Origin of the sequence: Micromonospora marina, assembly GCF_900091565.1 — a bacterium.
GTDB lineage: Bacteria > Actinomycetota > Actinomycetes > Mycobacteriales > Micromonosporaceae > Micromonospora > Micromonospora marina.
Genome location: NZ_FMCV01000001.1, coordinates 503,295 through 523,747, shown reverse-complemented (window position 1 = coordinate 523,747; position 20,453 = coordinate 503,295). Strand labels below are relative to the sequence as shown.

Sequence of the window (20,453 nt, the reverse complement as noted above, 5' to 3'; positions counted from 1 at the left end):
GGTGACCGTAACGACCACGACTCGCAGGGCCTGTTCCAGCAGCGCCCCTCCAGTGGTTGGGGCACGGTGGAGCAGATCACCGACCCCGAGTACTCCACCCTGGCGTTCCTGAAGGGTCTGAAGCAGGTCGACGGCTGGCAGGACATGCCGCTGACCAAGGCCGCCCAGACCGTCCAGGTGTCCGCTTACCCGGACCACTACGCCCAGTGGGAGCAGCAGGCCGCCGACCTGGTAGCCGAACACTGGAACAAGTAAGACCGCAGTGCAAGGCCGGCACCCCGACGACGGGGTGCCGGCCTTCACGCGTTCTCAGCGCACGACCTTGACGTTGCCCAGCCGGCCGTAGAGGCGCAGCCCCAGCCAGATCGGCAGCAGCATTTCGGTGCCCCGTCCCTGGTGCCGACGGCGACCTCGTGTCCCAGCTCGGCCACGCGAGCGGTGATGGTCCGTCCCACTACGCCGGTGCCCAGTACTGCGAACACCGCGGCCGAGTCAGCGGCCGGCAGCCCGGTGCACGCCCGTACCGTCGAGCACAAGAACGCGGTACGGGCCTGGGTGACCGACCTGGCCCGGCAGTCCGGGGCGGCCGAACCGGAGTCGCTGGCCCGCCAGCTCACCCTGCTGCTCGACGGTGGCCTGGCCGGCGGGGTGCTCGACGGCGACCCGGCGGTCGCCGACGCGGCGAAGCGGAGCGCCCGCGCCCTGGTCGACGCGGCGCTGCGGGAGCGTTAAGAAGGGGCCCTTCCTCTACCGGAGGCGTTAATAAGGGGCCCTTCCTTACTCGCTGGCCGGGTGGGGGGCGATCTGACCCTGGCGCTGCCGGGCGGCGCAGAGTTCGGCCAGCTTCGCGTACGCGGGCGCGCCGATCAGCGCGGTCAGCTCCGGCCCGTACGAGACGTACATCGGCTCGGCGCCGACGTGCGCGTCGGTGGAGGACGTGCACCACCAGTCGAGGTCGTGCCCGCCGGCGCCCCAGCCGCGCCTGTCGAACTCGGCGAGCGTGGAGATCAGCACCTTCGTGTTGTCCGGCCGCTTGTGCCACTCCTGGTCGCGGCGTACCGGCAACTGCCAGCAGACGTCCGGCTTGTACTCCAGCGGGTGCACCCCGTCGCGCAGCGCCTGGGCGTGTAGCGCGCAGCCGCCCCCACCGGCGAAGCCGGCGTCGTTGAGGAACACACACGGTGCGTCCACGTCGCGGGTGGCGGTACGCCGGGCCGGGGTCTTGCCGTCGACGGTGTCGTTCTCGGTCCAGTTCTTGAACCCGCGCCGGAAGTGCTGCCACGTCTCCGGCGTCAGCTTCTTCACCGCCGCACGGACGCGCTTCTCGTCGTCGGAGTCGGTGAAGAACGCGCCGTGCGAGCAGCACCCGTCGGCGGCCCGCCCGGCGACGATGCCGTGGCACCCCTGGCCGAAGATGCACGTCCAGCGGGACAGCAGCCAGGTCAGGTCGGCGCGGACGACGTGCTTCGCGTCGGCCGGGTCGACGAACTCGATCCACTCCCGTGGGAAGTCCAGCCCGACCTCGCGGCTGCGCGGGTCCTCGGGGTCGTCCACCAGCACGTGAAGCTCGATCTGCCCTGTCACTCGGACCAGCGTACGCGCGGTGACCCGGCCCGGCCGCCGAGCCGACGAAACGTGTTGGCCCTAGTGTCTCTCCCATGCGACTGGGTGTCCTCGACGTCGGTTCCAACACGGTGCACCTGCTGGTGGTCGACGCCCACCACGGCGCGCATCCCTGGCCGGCGCACTCGGAGAAGGTGGTGCTGCGGCTGGCCGAGCAGATCGGGCCGGACGGCGCGCTCACCGAGGGCGGCGCGGACGGCCTGGTCGAGGCGGTCGGCATGGCCCGGGCGGCGGCTGACGGGCTGGGCGCCGAGGATCTGCTGGCGTTCGCCACGAGCGCGGTCCGCGACGCCACGAACGCCGCCGACGTGCTGGCCCGCGTCCGCGACGAGACGGGCGTACGCCTGGAGGTGCTCTCCGGCGCGGACGAGGCGCGGATGACGTTCCTGGCGGTGCGGCGGTGGTTCGGCTGGTCGGCCGGGCGGCTGCTGGCCATGGACATCGGCGGCGGCTCGCTGGAGCTGGCCGCCGGGATCGACGAGCACCCGGACGTGGCGATCTCGCTTCCGCTCGGCGCGGGGCGGCTCAGCCGGGAGCGGCTCGCCGTCGACCCGGCCGGCCTGGCGCCGCCGTCGGCTGAGGCCGTGGAGGAACTGCGGGCGTACGTGGACGCGCAGCTCGACCCGGTGGTGGAGCAGTTGACGGCGGTGGGCTGGGAGCGCCCGGTGGCCACCTCGAAGACGTTCCGCACGCTGGCCCGGCTCGCAGGCGCCGCGCCCTCCGGCGCGGGTCTGTGGGCGCGCCGGAGTCTGACCCGTACCGGGCTGCGGCAGGTGCTCGGGTTCGTCAGGCACATCCCGCCGGCCCAGTTGCCGGAGCTGGAGGGGGTGAGCGCGCAGCGGGCGCACCAGCTCCTCGCGGGCGCGGTGGTGGCCGAGGCGGTGATGCGCCGCCTCGACGTCGACTGTGTGGACGTCTGCCCGTGGGCGCTGCGGGAGGGAGTCATCCTGCGCCGGCTGGATCAGCTCGCGCCGATGTGACAGTGCGAGCGCTCTGGGTTGCTTTGCGGTTGCTCGTCCCGATGCTTGCCGGCGGTTGGAGCTACCCTCGGGGGTGTGACTTACCGCGTTCCGGTGCTCCTGTCCACGTCCTCGGTCTTTCCCGAGCGGACCGCGGCGGCGTTCCAGCTCGCCGCGGAGCTCGGCTACGACGGCATCGAGGTGATGGTCTGGACCGACCCGGTCAGCCAGGACGCGGGCGCGCTGCGCGGCCTCGCCGAGCACTACGGCGTCCCGGTGCTGTCGGTCCACGCACCCTGCCTGCTCGTCACCCAGCGGGTGTGGAGCCCCGACCCGTGGGAGCGGCTGCGCAGGGCCGCCGAGCTGGCCGAGACGCTGGAGGCGCCCACTGTCGTGGTGCACCCGCCGTTCACCTGGCAGCGTGACTACGCCCGTACCTTCGCCGACGGGCTCGACACCATCGCCGGGCAGTTCGGCGGCGTGCACTTCGGGGTGGAGAACATGTACCCGGTGCGGATGGCCGGACGGCAGTTCGTCCCGTACGCGCCGGGCTGGGATCCGACCGGGATCGGGTACGCCTCGTACACGCTGGACCTGTCGCACTGCGCGGCCTCGCACACCGACGCGTTGGCGATGGCCGACCGGATGGGATCCGGGCTGGCGCACGTGCACCTGGGCGACGGCACCGGCGAGGGGCGTGACGAGCACCTGGTGCCCGGCCGTGGCGGCCAGCCGTGCGCGGAGATGCTCCGGTCGCTCGCCGGGCGGGGGTTCACCGGCTCGGTGGCGGTGGAGGTGACCACCCGGGGCGCGAAGAGCCGCGCGGTCCGGGAGGCGGACCTGCGGGAGTCCCTGGAGTTCGCCCGGGCCAACCTGACCGCGCCCTCACCGGTCGACGCCTGACCGGCGCTCGCCGCCCCGGCCGCTCGTACACGGGCGGCGGCCGGGACGCCGCAGGTCAGCTCACCGGGGACAGCGGCTGCGCCGGGACGGCCTGCTCGCCGACCGCTGCGCGCTTGCGGGCCCGATGCGCCGCCACGTGGGAGCGGGTGGCGCAGCGCTCGGAGCAGAACCGCCGGCAGCAGTTGGACGAGGTGTCCAGGTAGACGTTGCCGCAGCGGTCGTCGGCGCAGACCCCGAAGCGGGCGCTGCCGTACTCGCACAGCCACACCGACAGGCCCCAGACCGCGCCGGCCAGGTATTCGGAGGAGACCGACGCGCCCCGGCTGGTCACGTGCATGTGCCAGTCGGAGGAGTCGTGCCCGGAGATTCGCGGTTGCACCGGGAACGCCTCCAGTAGCGCGTTCAGCTCCGCGACCGCCTCGTTGTCCCGGCCCGAGGTGCCGTACTCGAAGACGTCCCGGAGGCGCTTCTGGGCTCGCCGGAAGATCGCCAGGTCCCGTTCCGCGACCTCGTCGCGCATCCAGCCCTGCTCGTCCGAGAAGACGGCCCGCAGGCCGTCCAGGTCGTCCAGCCGGGCGTTGACGAGCTCGACCCCGGTCCGGGCGTACGCGTCGAAGTTCACGACACCAACGGTAGACGACTCAGGGCGCACGCGGTGCGTCGATGTAGTGGGGCAGGAACCGCGCGTAACCGTCAGTGATGAGGCTCTCGCTCTCGCGTACGCCGGCGCCCGCCGACTCGCCGTCCACGATCCAGCTCCCCAGCACCGTCCGGTTGCCCTCGAACTCGGGCAACGCGCGGAACTCCTGGAAGCAGAAGCCCTCGTCGCCGTAGATCCCCGGGTTCGTGATCTCCGTGTCACCGGTCACGATGCGTACCGAGCCGCCCTCGCGGCCGAGCAGCGGCTTGGCCACGTACTCGGTCATGCCGCGCGGCGAGTCCAGGTACGCGGGCAGCAGGTAGTCGTGCCCCGGGTACATCTCCCAGAGCACCGCCAGCAGCGCCTTGTTCGACAGCAGCAGCTTCCAGGCCGGTTCGATCCAGGTGGTGGGCGTGCCCGGGTCCAGCGCGGTCCGCCCGTACGGCTCGGCCAGCATCCACTCCCAGGGGTAGAGCTTGAAGCAGGTGGTGATCGGCTTGTCGGCGGCGTCGACGAAGCGCCGCCCGTCCCAGCCGACCTGCTGGATCGGCATGAGCGTCACGTCCAGCCCGGCCTGGCGGGCCGTCTCGGCCAGGTAGCCGGCGGTGATCTGGTCCTCGCCCGACTCCTCCTCGTCGGACCAGAGCACGTGCGCCCGCGGCTCGTGCAGCCCGGCGCCGATCTTGGCCCATGCGCCGACCAGGCGTTCGTGCAGGCTGTTCCACTGGTCCGCGTCCGGGCGGGTGTGCTCCAGCCAGTACCACTGCACGATGCTCGCCTCGACCAGCGCGGTAGGGGTGTCGGCGTTGTACTCCAGCATCTTCGGCGGCCCGCTGCCGTCGTACCACAGGTCGAACCGGCCGTAGAGCGTCGGCGGGTTCTCCCGCAGCGAGCGGGCGACCGCCTCGGCGGCCCACTCGGGGATGCCGAACTCGGCGTACCGGCGGCGGGCCACCACGTGCTCGGCGGCGGCGACCGACATCCGGTGCAGCTCCTCCGTGGCCTCCTCCAGCCGGAGCACCTCGTCGAGCGTGAACGAGTACGCGGCCGTTTCGTCCCAGTACGACATGATCTCGCCGTCGGGCAGCTCGGTGTCCACGTACACCAGGCCCTGGGCCCGGATGGTCCCGTCCCAGCCGGGACGCGGCGTGGTCGCCTCGCGGCGCACGTCAGCCGCCGCAGGAGGCGAGGTGGGTGCCGAAGCCGCCGCGCTCGGGCAGCGCCGCGGCCGGGGCGGGTTCGCCGCGCCCGGCGGTGGCCGGTGCGGGCACGCGCAGGGCGACCGCGACGGTGTCGCCGCCTCCGCCGGCCGGTCCGAGCGCGCAGTCGTCATCGTCGTCGTCGTAACCGTTGTTGCAGCCGGAGAGCGCGAGGGCCAGCGCGGTCAGCGCGCCGAGCTGCACGGAGGCCGAGCGGAGCCGGCGCCGGGGGTGTCGTCGATCCACGTGATTGTTGTAGCCGATCCCCGCCAGCCGAGGCTGCTCGGGCCAGGCCGCAGGGTGGGAGGCAGCGGGCCTCGGACGCACCCGGCGGGGGCTCGGTGGTGAGCGTTACGCTCGGCTCATGCTCCGTTCCGTCATCCTCGCCGCCTCCCGGTCTTCCCAGGTGGAGCGGCTCGTCGCGACGGCCCCGTTCACCCGGGACGTCGTCCGCCGGTTCGTCGCCGGCGCCACCACCGACGACGCGCTGCGCGCCACCCGTGAGCTGGTCGCCGACGGCCAAGCGGTCACCCTCGACTACCTGGGCGAGGACACCACCACCCCGGATCAGGCGAACGCCACCCGGGACGAATACCGCACGCTGCTGAGGCGCCTCGCCGCCGCCGGGCTCACCCCGGCGGCCGAGGTCAGCGTGAAGCTGTCCGCGTTGGGCCAGATGTTCGACGAGCAGCTCGCGTACGACAACGCGCGGGCGATCTGCGCGGCGGCCGACGCGGCGGGCACCACTGTCACGCTGGACATGGAGGACCACACCACCACCGACTCGACGCTGGACATCCTGGCGAAGCTCCGCAAGGACCACCCGGGCACGGGCGCGGTGCTGCAGGCGTACCTGCGGCGGACCGAGTCGGACTGCCGGGAGCTGGCCTCGGCCGGGTCGCGGGTGCGGCTGTGCAAGGGCGCGTACAAGGAGCCGGAGTCGGTGGCGTACCAGTCCGCCCGCGAGGTGGACAAGTCGTACGTGCGCTGCATGAACGTGCTGATGTCAGGTGACGGCTACCCGATGCTGGCCACGCACGACCCGCGGCTGATCGCGATCGGCGAGGACCGGGCGCGCTGGTTCGACCGCGACCCGGGCCGGTTCGAGTTCCAGATGCTCTACGGCATCCGCCCGGAGGAGCAGCAGCGCCTGGTCGGCGAGGGCTACACGGTGCGGACGTACGTCCCCTACGGCGACCAGTGGTACGGCTACCTGATGCGCCGGCTCGCGGAGCGCCCGGCCAACCTGGCGTTCTTCGGCCGCGCGGTGCTGTCGAAGAAGTGAGTCAGTCGTTCGACCAGGCCCGGGTGCACAGCACGAGGCGGTAGCCGTCCGGGTCGGCGAACGTGACGCCCCACCTGTCCCAGTGCGGGCCGGCGGAGACCCTGGTCCCGCCGGCCCGTTCCAGTCTCGGGACCAGCTCGTCGTCGGGCGGGCCGTCGAGTACGCGCGGCAGCACCCCGGCCGCTACCGGGCCGCCCAGCGCGCGTCCGATCCGGCCGACCCCGTCCTGAGAGATCCTGGAAGGTTTCGGCCCCTCTGGGGGCACTTTCCTAAACGGCGGGGGACTCTTTCCCGGAACGCCCGATTGGTCGTACCCTTCGCCGGTGACCGACGGCGACGAGCAGCCTCCCGGCCGGACGACGGACGGCGACGAGCCTCCTCCCATCGTCGACGCCGTCGCCCCGGCCCCGGCCCCGGACGCGGCGTCGTTGGCGCACTTCGCCGCTGGTCCGGCCCCGTATCCCGTACCGCCGGCGCAGCCGGACCCGGCGCAGACGCGGGCGGTGCGGAAACGGCGGTGGCCGCTCTGGACCGCGCTCGGGCTGGCGCTCGGCCTGGTGGCGGGCGCGGTCCCCGGCGTACTCCTGCGGGAGCCGGCGCCCGATGCGGCCGGGCGGCCGGCCGCGGCGGACGACCCGGGCACGGCGGCGCAGCGGCGGCTCGGCGAGCGGATGCTCGCGCTGCTGGACCGGCAGGCCACCGCGCTCGTCGGCGCGGATCGGGCGGGCTTCCTCGCGGTCGCCGAGCCGGCGGCCCGGCCGGCGCTGAGCCGCCGGTACGCGGCGCTGCGGGCGCTGCGGGTCACGACCTGGCGGCCGGCGGCCGACGGGGTACCGGCGGAGGCCGACGGGCGACCGGGGGAGTGGCGGTTCACGGTGACTGTCGGCTACTGCTTCGTGGTGCCGGACTGCGCGCCGAGCACAGTGGAGCTGGGCACGCGCTGGCGGCTGGCGGGGGAGGAACCGCGGCTGACCGCGCTGGAACCGTCCGAGACGGACCCGGCGGGCGTGCGGCCGTGGCAGGCGGACGACCTCGCCGTGACGGTCGGCAAGCGGGTGGTGGTGGCCACCACCCAGGCCCAGCGGCGCAAGCTGCCCGGCCTGCTCGCCCAGGCCGAGACCGCGGCGCGGGCCGCGGACCGGTACGCGATCGGCGGCGGCCCGCCGGACCGGTACCTCGTCTTCTACGCCGCCAAGGGCGAGTGGCAGCGCTGGTACGGCGGCGGACGGCCGAAGTGGACAGCCGGTTACGCGGTGGGCGTCGGGGGTGGGCGCCACGACGTCGTGCTCAACGCCCAGATCGTCACCCCGGCCGGCATCGACGACCTGCTCCGGCACGAGCTGACCCACGCGGCCTCGCTGCCCGACCGCGGCTACGCCGACCGCGCGGACTGGTGGCTGGTGGAGGGGCTGGCCGAGTACGCCGGAGCCGACGGCCAGCCGGTGCACCGCTACGACGGCCTGGCCGAGGTGCGGGACCTGCTGGGCGGCGGCTGGCCCGGGCGGCTGGAGGCGGTGGCACCCGCCGACGACGCGAGCGACGACCGGGTCGGCGGCGCGTACGGCGTGGGCTACCTGGCCGTACGCCACCTGGTCGACAGGTACGGCGAGCAGCGGATGCTGGACTTCTACCGGGCCGTGGTGCACCAGGGCCGGACCCCGGAGCAGGCCGCAGACGAGGTGTTCGGCGACCCGTGGTCGATGCTGCACGACGACTGCATGGCGTACCTGCGGGCGGTCGTCGGCTGAGCCGTCGACGCCTGTCGACGGGTCGTAGCATGGTCCGGGTGGCCCGCACTCCCTCGCCGCGGCTGCCCGCGGCCCGCCGCCCCCGTCTCGTCACCGCACTTCTCGCGGTCGTCGCGCTGACCGGCACGACCGCCGCGTCCTGCGGCGACGACGCCCCGGCGGTCACCGTCGCCGAGGTGGGCCGCGCGCCGGTCAGCGAGGTGATCGACGCGCCCGCCACCGTCACCGCGCGGGCCGCCGCCACGCTCACCGCCCCCGCCGACGGCACACTGGCCCGCCTGCGGGTCCAGCCGGGCCAGCGGGTGAGCCGGGGGCAGGTACTCGCGGTGATCGACTCGCCGTCGGCCCGGGACCGCCTGGCCAAGGCGCGGGACGCGTTGCGCGCGGCGAAGCGGGCCGGGCCGGGCACCGGCCCGGGCGACCTGGGCGGCAGCCGGCGCGGCACCGACCGGGCCGCCGACGAGGCGTTCGCCGCCGCCCGCGCCGCCGCCGGCAAGGTCGGCGACCCGCAGGTACGCGCCGCGCTGCTGCTCCACGTCCAGTCGGCGCAGCGGCAGTACGAGTCGGCCGCCCGCGCCGCCGACCGGGCCGTGGCCCAGGTGCAGCGCGGGGTCGCCGGCCTGAACAGCGCCGTCGGCGCGCTGTCGGCCGCGCAGCGAATCCAGGCCCAGCAGGCGTACGACCTGGCGAAGGCGGCAGTGGACGCGCTGACGTTGCGCGCGCCGATCGCCGGTGTGGTGCAGCCGGGCGGCACCCGGGCGGCGGCTGAAGCCGACCTGGCCGGGCTGCTCGGTGCGACCGGTGGCGCGGCGGTGCCCGGTCTCGACCCGTCGGCGCTCGGCACGGGCGGGCAGGGCGGCCCGCCGCCGGGGGTGGACGACGCGATCCCGGCCGGTGGCCGGGTCACCGCCGGGACGCCGGTGCTCACCGTGGTGGACATCGGCCGGCTCGGCCTGCTCGCCGAGGTGGACGAGACCGACGTGCTGCTGGTCCGGGCCGGGGTGCCCGCGTCGGTCGAGCTGGACGCGGTGACCGGTGCGACGTACGACGCGACGGTGCGGTCGGTGGACGTGCTGCCCACCAGCTCGGCCCGGGGCGGCGTGACCTACCGCGTCCGGCTCGACCTGGGCACCGGCCGTCTCGGTGAGGCCGAGGCCGCCCCGGCGCCCCGCCCCGGCATGAACGCGGTGGTGCGGCTGCGGGTGCGGGAGGCCGCCGACGCGGTGGCCGTGCCGGCGTCGGCGGTGTTCTCCGCCGACGGGCGGGACGCGGTCTGGGTGCTGCGCGACGGCCGGGCCGGCCGGGTGCCGGTGACGGTCGGCGTGCAGGGGCAGGACCTGGTGCAGATCGTCGACGGCGTACGGGCCGGTGACCGGGTGGTGGTGCGCGGCGCCGACCAGGTGCGCGACGGCCAGGAACTGCCGTGACCGTACCGGCGGTCGAGGCGGTCGACGTCTGGCGCACGTACGAGCTGGACGGTGTTTCGGTGTCCGCGCTGCGCGGGGTGTCGCTCACCATCGACCAGGGCGAGTACGTGGCGGTGATCGGCCCGTCCGGCTCGGGCAAGTCGACGCTGATGCACCTGCTGGGCGGGCTGGACCGGCCCAGCGGCGGCCGGCTGGTGATCGGCGGGCGGGACGTGACCACGCTCACCGCGCCGGAACTGGCGACGCTGCGCAACGAGACCATCGGCTTCGTGTTCCAGGCGTTCCACCTGCTGGCCCGGACGTCGGCCGTGGACAACGTGGCGTTGCCGCTGGTCTACCGGGGTGTCGGGGCGCGGCAGCGGCGGGAGCGGGCGGCGGCGATGCTGGGCCGGGTCGGGCTCGGGCACCGGCTGCACCACCGGCCCAACCAGCTCTCCGGCGGCGAGCAGCAGCGGGTGGCGATCGCCCGGGCGCTGGTGACCGAGCCGGCGGTACTGCTCGCCGACGAGCCGACCGGCAACCTGGACAGCGCGACCGGCGAGGCGGTGCTGGAGCTGCTGGAACGGCTGAACGCCGAGTCCGGGGTGGCGCTGGTGATGGTGACCCACGACCAGGAGGTGGCCGCCCGGGCACACCGGCGGATCGCGGTACGGGACGGGCTGATCCGGTCCGACAGCCTCCATGATCGACCGGCGTCGGACGGCTCCGGCGTACCTGCGACACTGGACCCCGCTCCCAGCGCGGAGCCCCGGTCCGCGTCCGGAAGCGGCCCGGGGCACCCGCCCGGTGGCTCCGGTGGCGCCACCGGAGCCACCGGGCGCCTTCCGTGGGAAGACGCCGGATGAGGCTGGCCGAGGCGTGGCGGGTGGCGTCGGACGCGCTGCGGGCCAACCGGATGCGCAGCCTGCTGACCATGCTCGGCGTGATCATCGGGGTGGCCTCGGTGGTGATCCTGGTGGCTATCGGCACCGGCACGAAACAGCAGGTCGAGCAGCAGGTCGAAGGGCTCGGCTCGAACCTGCTGCTGGTGGTGCCGGGCCGGATCGAGGTGGGCAACGCGCCGGTGGTCTCGCCGCTGGACCTCAGCGACGCGGACGCGGTGTCCCGGGTGGTCGGCGACCCCGGCCGGGTCGCCGTCACGGTGGCCTCCGGCGCGACCGCGCGGGCCGGCAACCGGTCCGACTTCACCACCGTGCAGGGCGTCCTGGAGACCACCCCGTCGGTGTTCACCAGGTCGCTGTCGCGGGGCCGCTACCTCACCGGGGCGGACGTGGACACCAGCCGCCGGGTGGCGGTGCTCGGCGACTCGGTGGCCCGGGCGCTGTTCCCCGACCGGGATCCGCTCGGTCAGCAGGTCACGCTGGCCGGCGTGCGGTTCCGGGTGATCGGCGTCTTCGCCCCGCTCGGGCAGAGCCTCGGCGTGGACCGGGACGACGAGGTGCACGTACCGGTGACGGCGGCGCAACGGCTGTGGGGCACCCAGCGCATCGACGGCATCGCGGTGAAGGCGCCGGACCGGGAGCGGATCGACGAGCTCGGTGACCGGATCGTCGCGGAGTTGTCGCGCCGGCACCCGGACACCGAGTTCAGCGCCGTCACCCAGCGGCAGATCCTCGGCGTGCTCGGTGACATCCTGGGCGTCCTGACCGGTGTGCTGGCCGCCATCGCGGGCATCTCGCTGCTGGTCGGCGGCGTCGGCGTCTCCAACATCATGCTGGTCTCGGTACGCGAGCGGACCCGCGAGATCGGCCTGCGCAAGGCGGTCGGTGCCCGCCCCCGCGACATCGGCGTGCAGTTCCTGCTGGAGGCGGTGCTGCTCACCTCGGTCGGCGGGCTGACCGGGATGGCGCTGGGCGTGGGCACCGCGCTGCTCGTGGACGCGTTCTCGCCGATCCCGGCGGCGATCACCTGGTGGTCGCTGGCGCTGGCGTTCGGCGTCTCCGCGGCGGTCGGCATCGTCTTCGGCGTGGTGCCGGCGCAGCGGGCCGGACGGCTCGACCCGGTGGTGGCGCTGCGCGCCGAGTAGGCGATGGCGCTGCGCGCCGAGTAGGCGTTATCGGACGAGCCACCCGTCCGGGCGAAAAAGCCCTGGTGGACACCGGGTGAACGGCTGTCTCGCCATGATCAAAGGGTGGAAGGGATCGCGCAGGTCACAGCCGTCCCGCTACCGTACTGGTTACACGCGCGTCGCTCGTCGAGGCGGGAGCACCTGCCCGGTGACACGCGCCGGGCACGGGAATGGGTCGGTGAGCCATGGCCGGGTCGCAGTCCGACGCACGGCTGTCGGATGTCAGGTTCCTGACCGTCGCCGAGGTGGCGACGGTCATGCGGGTCTCCAAGATGACCGTCTACCGCCTCGTGCACAGCGGTGAGCTGACCGCGGTACGGGTCGGCCGGTCGTTCCGGGTGCCCGAGCACGCCGTGCACGAATACCTCCGGGGCGCCTTCCAGGAGTCCGCCTGAGCCCTCGGCGCACCGTCCGCCGAGTGCGACGAAAAGGGGCATCGACGGGGGCGCGTTGGTCCTGCTGACGCACTCCGGTTAGGCTGGGCCACGACCGTGACCGCTCTCTGGTGTGCCCTGCCCACCACGCTGGTCCGGTCCGTTGTCCGCAAGCGGTCACGGCGCCACCCGTGGTGGTGCCGTCCGGTCCGCCCCGCACGTTGCATCGAAAGGCTGTCGTATGGGCTCGGTGGTCAAGAAGCGCCGCAAGCGCATGGCTAAGAAGAAGCACCGCAAGCTGCTGCGCAAGACCCGCGTCCAGCGTCGCCGTCTCGGCAAGTGACCGGTGCCGGGCAGCGGCCCGGCACCGGCACCACTTGCCAACTGTCGACCCTCGGAGGCTCAGGTGATCAGGCCGTGGACGTCCCGGCTCGATCCCGCCTGCCGCGCTAGGCGCACGACATGACCCCCGGTGACACCTCAGGTGCCCCGGGGGTCGTCGTCGTCACCGGGGTCGGTCGCTGGCTCGGTGCCCACGTGGCCGCCCGGCTCGCCGCCGACGAGCGGATCGAGCGTGTCATCGGGGTCGATCCGGCGCCACCCAACCCCGAGCTGACCGACCTGCTCTCCGACGTCGAACGGATCCGCCTCGACCTCGACTCGCTCGGCGGCCTCCTGCACGACCTCGACGTCGACACGGTGGTGCACCTGGCGCTCGTCACCGCCCCCGACCCGCAGCAGGGCGGCCGGGCGGGGATGAAGGAACAGAACGTCATCGGCACCATGCAGCTGCTCGCCGCCGCGCAGCGCGCGCCCCGGCTCCGCAAGCTCGTGGTCCGCTCGTCCACCGCCGCGTACGGGGTGTCGTTCCGCGACCCGGCCGTCTTCACCGAGGAGACCGAGCCGCGCGAGGTGCCACGCGGCGGTTTCGGCCGCGACATCCTCGACATCGAGGGGTACGTCCGCGGGTTCCGCCGCCGCCGGCCCGACGTCACCGCGACGGTGCTGCGCTTCGCGCCGTTCATCGGGTACGCCGCCGACACCACGCTCACCCGCTACTTCTCCCAGCCGGTGGTGCCGACCGTCTTCGGCCGCGACCCGCGCCTGCAGTTCGTGCACTTCGACGACGCGCTGGAGGTGCTGCACCGGTCCGTCGCCGAGGAGCACCCGGGCACGTACAACGTCGCCGGGCCGGGGGTGCTGTCGCTGTCGCAGGCGATCCGCCGGGCCGGCCGGGTGGCGGTGCCGGTGCTGGAACCGGGCCTGGCCGGGGTCGCCGCGATCGCCCGCAGCCTCGGCTTCGGCCGGTACGGCTTGGACCAGGTGGACCTCTTCGTGCACGGTCGGGTGGTGGACACCAGCCGACTGGAGCGGGAGTACGGCTTCACGCCCCGTTCGACCGCCGCCGCGTTCGACGACTTCATCCGCGCCCACCACGGCGGCGTCGTGGTCACCCGGGACCAGCTAGCCACCGCCGAGCAGTTGGTGCTGGAGAGCATCCGGCAGGTCCGCTCGACCGTACGGGAGCGCTCGTGAGCAGCCCCGACGAGCGGCGTGACGCTCGTTACGACGTACCGCTGGGTGTGCCGGATCCGGGCGCGGAGCCGGCGCGGCGCAACGGGCACCGCCGGCTGACCGCGCCGTCCGCCCGCCCGGCGGCGGCCGCGGACCCGGCCGACGAGCCGGACACCTCCGCCGACGAGCCCGGCGCGGCTGCCGAGCCGGGCGTTCCGGGCCCGGCCACGCCCCACCAGCCGGCCAGGAAGTCGGTCGCCAAGAAGGCCGTCGCGAAGAAGGCGGTGGCGAAGAAGGCGGTGGCCAAGAAGGCGGTGGCTGAGCAGCCGGCCGGGAGCACGCCGGCCGGCGAGACGCAGAACCCCGCCGGGCCGGCGGTCGCCGACCGGCCGGGCGACCACTGGGACCGCAAGGTGGCCCAGGGGCTGGCGTTCCTGCGGCGGCGGCTCGCCGGTGACTACGAGGTCGACGAGTTCGGCTTCGACCCCGACCTGACCGACGCGGTGGTCCACCCGCTGGTCCGGCTGCTCTACCGGGACTGGTTCCGCACCGAGGTCAGCGGCATCGAGCACCTGCCGGCCGAGGGCGCTGGCCTGGTCGTCGGCAACCACTCCGGCACCGTGGCGCTCGACGCGCTGATCCTCTCCACCGCGCTGCACGACCGGCACCCGGCGCGCCGCTACCTGCGGCTGCTCGGCGCCGACCTGGTCTTCCGGATGCCCGTGGTCTCCGAGATAGCCCGCAAGACCGGCGGCACCGTCGCGTGCAGCCCGGACGCGGAGCGGCTGCTCGGCAACGGGGAACTCGTGGGCGTGTTCCCGGAGGGCTTCAAGGGCGTCGGCAAGCTCTACGCCGACCGCTACAAGCTCCAGCGCTTCGGGCGGGGCGGGTTCGTCTCCGCCGCGCTGCGTACCGGGACGCCGATCGTGCCGGTCGCGATCGTCGGCGGCGAGGAGATCTATCCGATGCTCGCCGACATCAAGCCGCTGGCTCGGCTGCTCAAACTGCCGTACTTCCCGGTCACCCCGACGTTCCCCTGGCTGGGGCCGCTGGGCATGGTGCCGCTGCCGAGCAAGTGGCTGATCGAGTTCTGCCCGCCGATCCCGACCGCGCACCTGCGCGACGCGGCGGACGACCCGCTCGTGGTGTTCAACCTCGCCGACCAGGTGCGGGAGACGATCCAGCAGACGCTGCACAAGCTGCTCGAACGCCGGCCGGACCCGTTCGGCCCGTGAGCCGGGCCACGCGGGGTCAGACCTCGCGGTGGCGGCGCCGGTGCAGCGCCAGACCGGCCGTCACCGCGCCGGCGAGCAGCCCGGCGGCCGCGGTGGAGGGCACGGCGATGCGTACGGCCCGTCGCCCGGTGCGGAAGTCCCGCACGTCCCAGCCCCGCTCGCGGGCCTGCCGCAGCAGCGCCGGGTCGGGGTTGACCGCCACCGCGCGGCCGACCGCACCGAGCATCGGCAGGTCGTTCGCCGAATCGCTGTAGGCGGCGCACCGGGCCAGGTCCAACCCTTCCGCGTCGGCGAGCTGGGTGACCGCCTCGGCCTTGGCCGGGCCGTGCATCAGGTCACCGACCAGCCGCCCGGTGTACGCGCCGTCGACCACCTCGGCCACCGTCCCGATCGCGCCGGTCAGGCCGAGCCGGGCCGCGATCACCCGGCCGATCTCCACCGGGGCGGCACTGACCAGCCAGACCCGCTCGCCCGCGTCGAGGTGACGCTGGGCCAGGCGACGGGTGCCGGCCCAGATGCGCGGCGCCATCAGCTCGTCGAAGATCTCGTCGGCGAGGCGTTCCATGTCGTCGACCCGCCAGCCCTGGACGAAGGCGAGCGCGGCCTCCTTGGCCTGCGACATGTCGCCCGCGTGCTCGGTGGCGAGCAGCCGGAACCGTGCCTGCTGCCAGGCGAACCGGGCCAGGTCACCGGCGGTGAAGTACTTCCGGGCGGCCAGTCCGCGGGCGAACCAGTAGATCGAGGCGCCCTGCATCATCGTGTTGTCCACGTCGAAGAACGCGGCGGCGGTGGGATCGGGCGTGCCGGTCGTCGCCGGTGCCGCCGGGGTCTCCGACCAGCCCGCGGTGTGCCCGTGCGCGTCGGTGCTGACGGTCACCTTCCGGCTCCCGGCCACGGTGACCTCCCTGCCTGGACGACGCGTGCCTGCCCCGGGTCGAGCGTATCCGGCACGGCGTGACGGCCGGGTGTCCGGCGGGAGAAGTGTGGCGCGGTACGCCCGCCCCTCAGCGGCCGGCCGGGCAGGTGGCCGGAGCGGGCCCGAGCATGTCGCTGGCCTGCGGCGCGGGCAGCCCGCAGGCGATCGCCTCGCGCAGCGCGTCGGCGCGCTTGCCCGCCGCGTCGAGCAGGGACAGCGAGCGGCGGGTACGGTCCCGGTCGGCGCTGTCGGGCCGGTCGAGCAGGCCACTGACCACCCGGCGCTGGCCGGCGAGGAACGTGTCCACCGCGTCCAGCGCCGCCGGGTCCGAGCGCTGCGCGGCGACGGTGGTCAGCAGGCGTACGCCCTGGCGGGTGTCCGCGTCCATGTCGTCCAGGACGGCGCTGAAACCGAGCCGGTCGTCGCGGACCGAGGCGGCCTCGTCGAGCCGGGTACGGGCGAAGTCGAGGAAGAGCTGCCCGCGGCTGATGTCCGAGCTGGCGAGTGCGAGCTGGGCGCGCTCGGTGGAGCGCTTCATGCCGTACAGGGCGTCACCGGGCAGCGCGTTCTCGCTCGCGGCGGAGATGCCGGACAGGGCGACCGCCCCGGCGGCCACGCCGACCAGGATCGCGCCCCGGGCCCGCGCCCGGCGGCCGGTGATGGCTGGCAGCAGCGCCCCGCGTACGCCGGAGGTGCCGGTCCTGGCCGGAGCGCCGACGCCCTCGCGTTCGGCGGTGGCCACGAGCATCGCCCGCAGGCCGGTACGGAACTGGGCGTCCACCTCGACGTCGGGCCGTTCGGCGGTGAGCCGCCGGCCCACCTCGACGAGTGCGGTGAGTTCACCGTCCGCCTTGGACCGGACGTGGTGCCGGCGTCCGCCATTGGCCTCGTCGAGGAGTTGCGCGAAGCGCTCGGCTCGCCGACGGGAGAAGAGGTCGCTGTCCACCGCGGCACCCCCTCTCGCTGGTCACGGCCGGGCGGCCGTCGTCGTCACCAGCGACCGGTGGCAGCGTGTGGCCCAGGGCCGACCGGGACGGCCGACCTGACCCGCCGGACCGGGTGGCCCGGGGGACGCCGGGACAACCACTGGTCGCACCCGGAGAAACGGACCGCGCCGGTCGCCGGTTACGGCTGGGACGGCGGCGAAATCACCGGGAGTGAGGGGCGGGCGGGGGCACGTCGGGCATGCGACACCGCCCGGCGTCCGTGCGCCGGCCGGGTCGGGACGGTCAGGAGTGGAAGCCGTCGGGCAGCAGCCGGGCCAGCGCCCGGACCGCCCGGTACTGCAGGGCCTTGATGGCACCCTCGTTCTTGCCCATGGCGCGGGCCGTCTCGGCCACCGAGAAGCCCTGGAGGAACCGCAGCACGATGCACTCCTGCTGCTCCGGGTTGAGCTGCTTGACGGCGGTGAGCAGGGCGACGTTCGTGATGTGCTCCACCACGGCCGCCTCCGGGCTGCCCTCGGGCCCGCGGTCCTCCCGGTCGGCGTCCAGGACGTCGCCGGTGGTGACCTCCAGCCGGTAGCGCCCGGACTTGAAGTGGTCGGCGACCAGGTTGCGGGCGATGGTGACCAGCCAGGCGCCGAGGTCGCGGCCCTGCCAGGTGAAGCTGCCGATCCGCTTGAGCGCCCGCAGGAACGTGTCGGAGGTGAGGTCCTCGGCGAGCTGCCGGTTGCCGACGCGGAAGTAGACGAACCGGAACACGGTGTCGACGTACCGGTCGTAGATCAGCCCGAACGCCTCGGACTCGCCCGCCTGCGCGCGCTCGACCAGCGTCCACACCTCGGTGGCCGGGTCGGACGGGTCGGGACGGCTCGGGAAGCCGGTGGCGGGCGCCGCGGCCGGCACGGCGGGCAGGACGGCGGTGTCGCCGGTGGTCACCGCCGGCAGGACCGCGGTCTCGGCGGCGGACGGCTCGGCCTCGGTCGCCGCGTCGCCGCGCCGCACCTGGACGGGCATGGCCGGGCGGGCCGGGCTGCCCAGGCGGCCGGTCGCGGGCTTCGCGTTGCCGCCCGGGGTCGCGGGGCGGGGTGGTGCCTCGTTGGTGTGGTGCGCGCGGCTGCGGACGCGCCGCCCGTCGCCGCGTACGGCGAGCTGGCCGTCGGCGCCCCGCGGGCCGGGGTCCGCGCGCTCGTTGAGCGGGTTGCGCTGGGCCGGGCCGGTGACACCGGCCGGTCGTTCGGCGTAACCGAAGGTGGTCACCGCGCCTCCCCAGGCTCAGTGGACAGTGGCCGCGCCGGAGGACCGGGTATCACCCGGTCGGGCACGGCCGGGTCGGGACATGCCGGCGGGCGGCAGATCCCCTTGAGGTGCTGGTCCAATGCGCTCACGGGCACGGGGGCCTCCTCGGGCTGAGGGGTGTCGACTCACGGCAAATGGGGTGAGCCGACCCGAGTGATGATAGGGCCAACGTCACCCACGCGTGGCAAGTCCGTTACACAGAGCGGAAGTATTTCCCGCCGGATCGCACACATGGCGGACCCGTTGTCCGTCGTGTGTGGTTGACTTTCGCGCCGGAGCCTGGTTCGTCGTGGAAAGTCCTGGTCGGAGCCGATTTTCTTTTCGCTCGGCGTGTCGCGGGAGCGGTGCGTACGGTGCCCGGCCGGCGGTCCTTCCGGACGCCGGCAGAGATCCTCATCCCGCATACAGGAAACCCACCGGACGACAATTGCGGTCCCGCGCGGCGGTCCTGGGCGCGCCGCACCCGCGGACCGGCGAGACTGTGCGGGCGTACGTGGTCCGGGCGGCCGGCCCGCCGGTGACGGCGGAGGACCTGCTCGCCCACTGCGCGCGTAACCTGGCCCGGTTGAAGTGCCCGTCGAGTTCGTCGACAGCCTGCCGTACTCGGCGATCGGGAAGGTACGCAAAATCGAGCTGCGCCCGGCGCCCGCGGTGCCGTCGCCAGCGCCGCCGACCGAGATTCGCACGGAGGTATCCGATGTCCAGTGACCCGAGGCTCATCCTGATCACCCGGCCCGGCTGCCACCTGTGCGACGACGCGAAGGCCGCGCTCGACCGGGTGGTGGCCGTCACCGGCGACCGCTGGGTGGAGCGCGACGTCACCGGAGACCTGGAGATGGAGCGCGACTACGGCGACCGGCTGCCGGTGGTGCTGCTCGACGGCAAGGAGCACGGCTACTGGCGGGTCGAGGAGGACCGGCTGCTGCGCGACCTGACCACGCCGCAGCTCTAGCACTATGGTGCTCGGGTGACGGGTATGCGACGCCACCTCGTGTGGGACTGGAACGGAACGCTCCTCGACGACCTCGACCTGGTGGTCCGGGCCACGAACGTCGCCTTCGCCAGCGCCGGCGGGCCGGCGGTCACCGCGGCCGAGCACCGGGTACGGTTCCGGCGGCCGATCGCCGACTACTACGCCGAGATGCTCGGCCGGGCCGTGGACGCCGAGGCGTTCGGGACGCTGGACCGGGTCTTCCACGACGCCTACCGGGCCGGGCTGACCACCTGCGCCCTGGCCGCCGACGCCACGACCGCGATCGAATCCTGGGAGGGCAGCCAGTCGCTGCTGTCCATGTGGTTCCACGACGAACTCGTGCCGACCGTGCACACGTACGGGCTGACGCCGCACTTCCGCCGGGTGGACGGGCTGCGCGCCACAGTCGGCGGCGGGCACAAGGCCGAGTGGCTGGAGAAGCACCTGGCCGAGCTGGGGCTGGGCGGGCACGAGGTGGTGCTGATCGGCGACTCGCTCGACGACGCGGACGCGGCCGCCTCGGTCGGCGCCCGCTGCGTCCTCTACACCGGTGGCCTCTCCGACCCGGAGCGGCTGCGCGGCAGCGGCCACCCGGCCGCCGACACGCTCACCGAGGCGGTGACACTGGCCCGGACGCTCGCCTGACCCGCCCGGTCAGGCGCGCAGGTGGGCCAGGACGGCCAGGACGCGGCGGTGGTGAGTGGTCGCGTCCGGGGGCAGGTCGAGTTTGGTGAAGATGTTGCGGACGTGCTTCTCGACCGCGCCGTCGCTGACCACGAGCGTCCTGGCGATGGCGGTGTTCGAGCGGCCCTCGGCCATCAGCGCCAGCACCTCGCGCTCGCGCGGCGTCAGTGACGCCAGCGGGTCGTCGCGCCGCCGCCGGACCAGCAACTGGCTGATCACCTCCGGATCGAGGACGGTGCCGCCGGCGGCTACCCGGGCCAGGCCGTCGAGGAACTCGTCGATCGCGGCGACCCGGTCCTTGAGCAGGTAGCCGATCCCGCCGCCGGCCCCGCCCGCGGTGTCCAGCAGGTCGTCGGCGTACGACACCTCGACGTACTGGGACAGCACCAGGATCGGCGTGCCGGGCACCCGGCGGCGGGCCTCCACCGCGGCGCGCAGTCCCTCGTCGGTGTGTGACGGCGGCATCCGCACGTCCACCACCGAGACGTCGGGCCGGTGCGCCACCACCGCCTCGACCAGCGCGTCACCGTCACCGACGGCGGCCACCACCTCGTGCCCGTACTCCGTCAGCAGCCGGACCAGCCCTTCCCGGAGCAGTACGGCGTCGTCCGCGATCACCACCCGCATAGGTCCGGTGTCTATCACGCCCGGAGCCCGGGCGGGC

The 20,453-nt window shown here is 74.0% G+C and carries 23 protein-coding genes and 2 pseudogenes; 16 read left to right on the top strand and 9 right to left on the bottom strand.

The genetic code is table 11. The features are described 5' to 3' along the window. Positions 1 to 255: pseudogene (locus tag GA0070215_RS02495) on the top strand (hypothetical protein); the annotation flags it as partial. A gap of 207 nt (positions 256 to 462) precedes the next feature. Further along, positions 463 to 732, top strand: coding sequence for a hypothetical protein (locus GA0070215_RS02485; protein WP_208600264.1), 270 nt, complete (start codon positions 463 to 465; stop codon positions 730 to 732). A gap of 45 nt (positions 733 to 777) precedes the next feature. On the opposite strand, the gene GA0070215_RS02480 is transcribed toward GA0070215_RS02485, so the two are convergent. Further along, positions 778 to 1,584, bottom strand: coding sequence for a DUF3109 family protein (locus GA0070215_RS02480; RefSeq protein ID WP_026268441.1), 807 nt, complete (start codon positions 1,582 to 1,584; stop codon positions 778 to 780). A 74-nt stretch (positions 1,585 to 1,658) separates the two neighbouring features. Between GA0070215_RS02480 and GA0070215_RS02475 the strand changes: the two genes are divergently transcribed. Then, entirely contained in the window at positions 1,659 to 2,603 is a 945-nt protein-coding gene (locus GA0070215_RS02475; RefSeq protein WP_018787722.1) for a Ppx/GppA phosphatase family protein, read from the top strand. Positions 2,604 to 2,678: 75 nt separating this feature from the next. Then, positions 2,679 to 3,485, top strand: a complete 807-nt coding sequence (locus GA0070215_RS02470) for a sugar phosphate isomerase/epimerase family protein (RefSeq protein WP_208600263.1) — start codon at positions 2,679 to 2,681, stop codon at positions 3,483 to 3,485. A 55-nt stretch (positions 3,486 to 3,540) separates the two neighbouring features. Here the strand turns inward: GA0070215_RS02470 and GA0070215_RS02465 are convergent, their stop codons facing one another. The 3 genes from GA0070215_RS02465 to GA0070215_RS02455 are packed head-to-tail and all read right to left on the bottom strand — an operon-like array spanning position 3,541 to position 5,570. Further along, positions 3,541 to 4,107 (bottom strand): CGNR zinc finger domain-containing protein, encoded by a 567-nt coding sequence (locus GA0070215_RS02465; RefSeq protein WP_018787720.1) that lies wholly within the window; start codon positions 4,105 to 4,107, stop codon positions 3,541 to 3,543. Positions 4,108 to 4,126: 19 nt separating this feature from the next. Then, entirely contained in the window at positions 4,127 to 5,293 is a 1,167-nt protein-coding gene (locus tag GA0070215_RS02460) for a glutathionylspermidine synthase family protein (protein WP_091041297.1), read from the bottom strand. A 1-nt stretch (position 5,294) separates the two neighbouring features. Continuing rightward, positions 5,295 to 5,570, bottom strand: coding sequence for a hypothetical protein (locus tag GA0070215_RS02455; protein ID WP_231394852.1), 276 nt, complete (start codon positions 5,568 to 5,570; stop codon positions 5,295 to 5,297). A 118-nt stretch (positions 5,571 to 5,688) separates the two neighbouring features. Between GA0070215_RS02455 and GA0070215_RS02450 the strand changes: the two genes are divergently transcribed. Further along, entirely contained in the window at positions 5,689 to 6,609 is a 921-nt protein-coding gene (locus tag GA0070215_RS02450) for a proline dehydrogenase family protein (RefSeq protein WP_018787717.1), read from the top strand. 1 nt (position 6,610) lies between these two features. On the opposite strand, the gene GA0070215_RS28330 is transcribed toward GA0070215_RS02450, so the two are convergent. Further along, positions 6,611 to 6,784 (bottom strand): VOC family protein, encoded by a 174-nt coding sequence (locus GA0070215_RS28330; protein WP_167361470.1) that lies wholly within the window; start codon positions 6,782 to 6,784, stop codon positions 6,611 to 6,613. Between the two features lie 148 nt (positions 6,785 to 6,932). On the opposite strand from GA0070215_RS28330, the gene GA0070215_RS02445 reads away from it, so the two are divergent. The 8 genes from GA0070215_RS02445 (at position 6,933) to GA0070215_RS02410 (ending at position 14,976) form a co-directional block, all read left to right on the top strand. Next, complete coding sequence (locus GA0070215_RS02445) at positions 6,933 to 8,357, top strand: hypothetical protein (RefSeq protein ID WP_091041294.1); 1,425 nt, start codon at positions 6,933 to 6,935, stop codon at positions 8,355 to 8,357. A 29-nt stretch (positions 8,358 to 8,386) separates the two neighbouring features. Then, positions 8,387 to 9,784 (top strand): efflux RND transporter periplasmic adaptor subunit, encoded by a 1,398-nt coding sequence (locus tag GA0070215_RS02440; protein ID WP_018787714.1) that lies wholly within the window; start codon positions 8,387 to 8,389, stop codon positions 9,782 to 9,784. Continuing rightward, complete coding sequence (locus GA0070215_RS02435; protein WP_091041291.1) at positions 9,781 to 10,629, top strand: ABC transporter ATP-binding protein; 849 nt, start codon at positions 9,781 to 9,783, stop codon at positions 10,627 to 10,629. Before GA0070215_RS02440 ends, GA0070215_RS02435 begins: the two co-directional genes overlap by 4 nt. Further along, positions 10,626 to 11,810 (top strand): ABC transporter permease, encoded by a 1,185-nt coding sequence (locus GA0070215_RS02430; RefSeq protein ID WP_013288760.1) that lies wholly within the window; start codon positions 10,626 to 10,628, stop codon positions 11,808 to 11,810. Before GA0070215_RS02435 ends, GA0070215_RS02430 begins: the two co-directional genes overlap by 4 nt. A gap of 227 nt (positions 11,811 to 12,037) precedes the next feature. Continuing rightward, complete coding sequence (locus GA0070215_RS02425; protein ID WP_013288759.1) at positions 12,038 to 12,247, top strand: helix-turn-helix domain-containing protein; 210 nt, start codon at positions 12,038 to 12,040, stop codon at positions 12,245 to 12,247. A gap of 220 nt (positions 12,248 to 12,467) precedes the next feature. Further along, positions 12,468 to 12,569 carry a 30S ribosomal protein bS22 gene (locus tag GA0070215_RS02420; RefSeq protein ID WP_007465623.1) on the top strand — a complete coding sequence of 34 codons (102 nt, stop codon included), beginning with the start codon at positions 12,468 to 12,470 and terminating at the stop codon, positions 12,567 to 12,569. A gap of 119 nt (positions 12,570 to 12,688) precedes the next feature. Further along, positions 12,689 to 13,762: an NAD-dependent epimerase/dehydratase family protein gene (locus tag GA0070215_RS02415; RefSeq protein WP_091041288.1), complete on the top strand. Its 1,074-nt coding sequence runs from the start codon at positions 12,689 to 12,691 to the stop codon at positions 13,760 to 13,762. A gap of 392 nt (positions 13,763 to 14,154) precedes the next feature. Further along, positions 14,155 to 14,976 (top strand): lysophospholipid acyltransferase family protein, encoded by an 822-nt coding sequence (locus GA0070215_RS02410; RefSeq protein ID WP_051090511.1) that lies wholly within the window; start codon positions 14,155 to 14,157, stop codon positions 14,974 to 14,976. 16 nt (positions 14,977 to 14,992) lie between these two features. Here the strand turns inward: GA0070215_RS02410 and GA0070215_RS02405 are convergent, their stop codons facing one another. The 3 genes from GA0070215_RS02405 to GA0070215_RS02395 all read right to left on the bottom strand — a co-directional run bounded on the left by GA0070215_RS02405 (position 14,993) and on the right by GA0070215_RS02395 (position 18,093). After that, complete coding sequence (locus GA0070215_RS02405) at positions 14,993 to 15,871, bottom strand: HAD family hydrolase (protein ID WP_091041286.1); 879 nt, start codon at positions 15,869 to 15,871, stop codon at positions 14,993 to 14,995. A gap of 109 nt (positions 15,872 to 15,980) precedes the next feature. Beyond that, positions 15,981 to 16,838 (bottom strand): DUF5667 domain-containing protein, encoded by an 858-nt coding sequence (locus GA0070215_RS02400; protein ID WP_091041283.1) that lies wholly within the window; start codon positions 16,836 to 16,838, stop codon positions 15,981 to 15,983. A 283-nt stretch (positions 16,839 to 17,121) separates the two neighbouring features. Next, the gene (locus GA0070215_RS02395; protein WP_091041280.1) at positions 17,122 to 18,093 is read right to left on the bottom strand and encodes an ECF subfamily RNA polymerase sigma factor, BldN family; all 972 of its coding nucleotides are present in this window, start codon (positions 18,091 to 18,093) and stop codon (positions 17,122 to 17,124) included. Positions 18,094 to 18,313: 220 nt separating this feature from the next. Here GA0070215_RS02395 and GA0070215_RS29625 point away from each other — a divergent pair. From GA0070215_RS29625 to GA0070215_RS02380, 3 genes and pseudogenes are all read left to right on the top strand, one after another. Continuing rightward, positions 18,314 to 18,652: pseudogene (locus GA0070215_RS29625) on the top strand (hypothetical protein); the annotation flags it as partial. Between the two features lie 177 nt (positions 18,653 to 18,829). Further along, complete coding sequence (locus tag GA0070215_RS02385; RefSeq protein ID WP_013288752.1) at positions 18,830 to 19,084, top strand: glutaredoxin family protein; 255 nt, start codon at positions 18,830 to 18,832, stop codon at positions 19,082 to 19,084. A 24-nt stretch (positions 19,085 to 19,108) separates the two neighbouring features. Continuing rightward, complete coding sequence (locus GA0070215_RS02380; protein WP_091041277.1) at positions 19,109 to 19,750, top strand: HAD family hydrolase; 642 nt, start codon at positions 19,109 to 19,111, stop codon at positions 19,748 to 19,750. Between the two features lie 9 nt (positions 19,751 to 19,759). On the opposite strand, the gene GA0070215_RS02375 is transcribed toward GA0070215_RS02380, so the two are convergent. After that, positions 19,760 to 20,416 carry a LuxR C-terminal-related transcriptional regulator gene (locus GA0070215_RS02375; RefSeq protein WP_018787705.1) on the bottom strand — a complete coding sequence of 219 codons (657 nt, stop codon included), beginning with the start codon at positions 20,414 to 20,416 and terminating at the stop codon, positions 19,760 to 19,762. Positions 20,417 to 20,453: the final 37 nt, after the last annotated feature.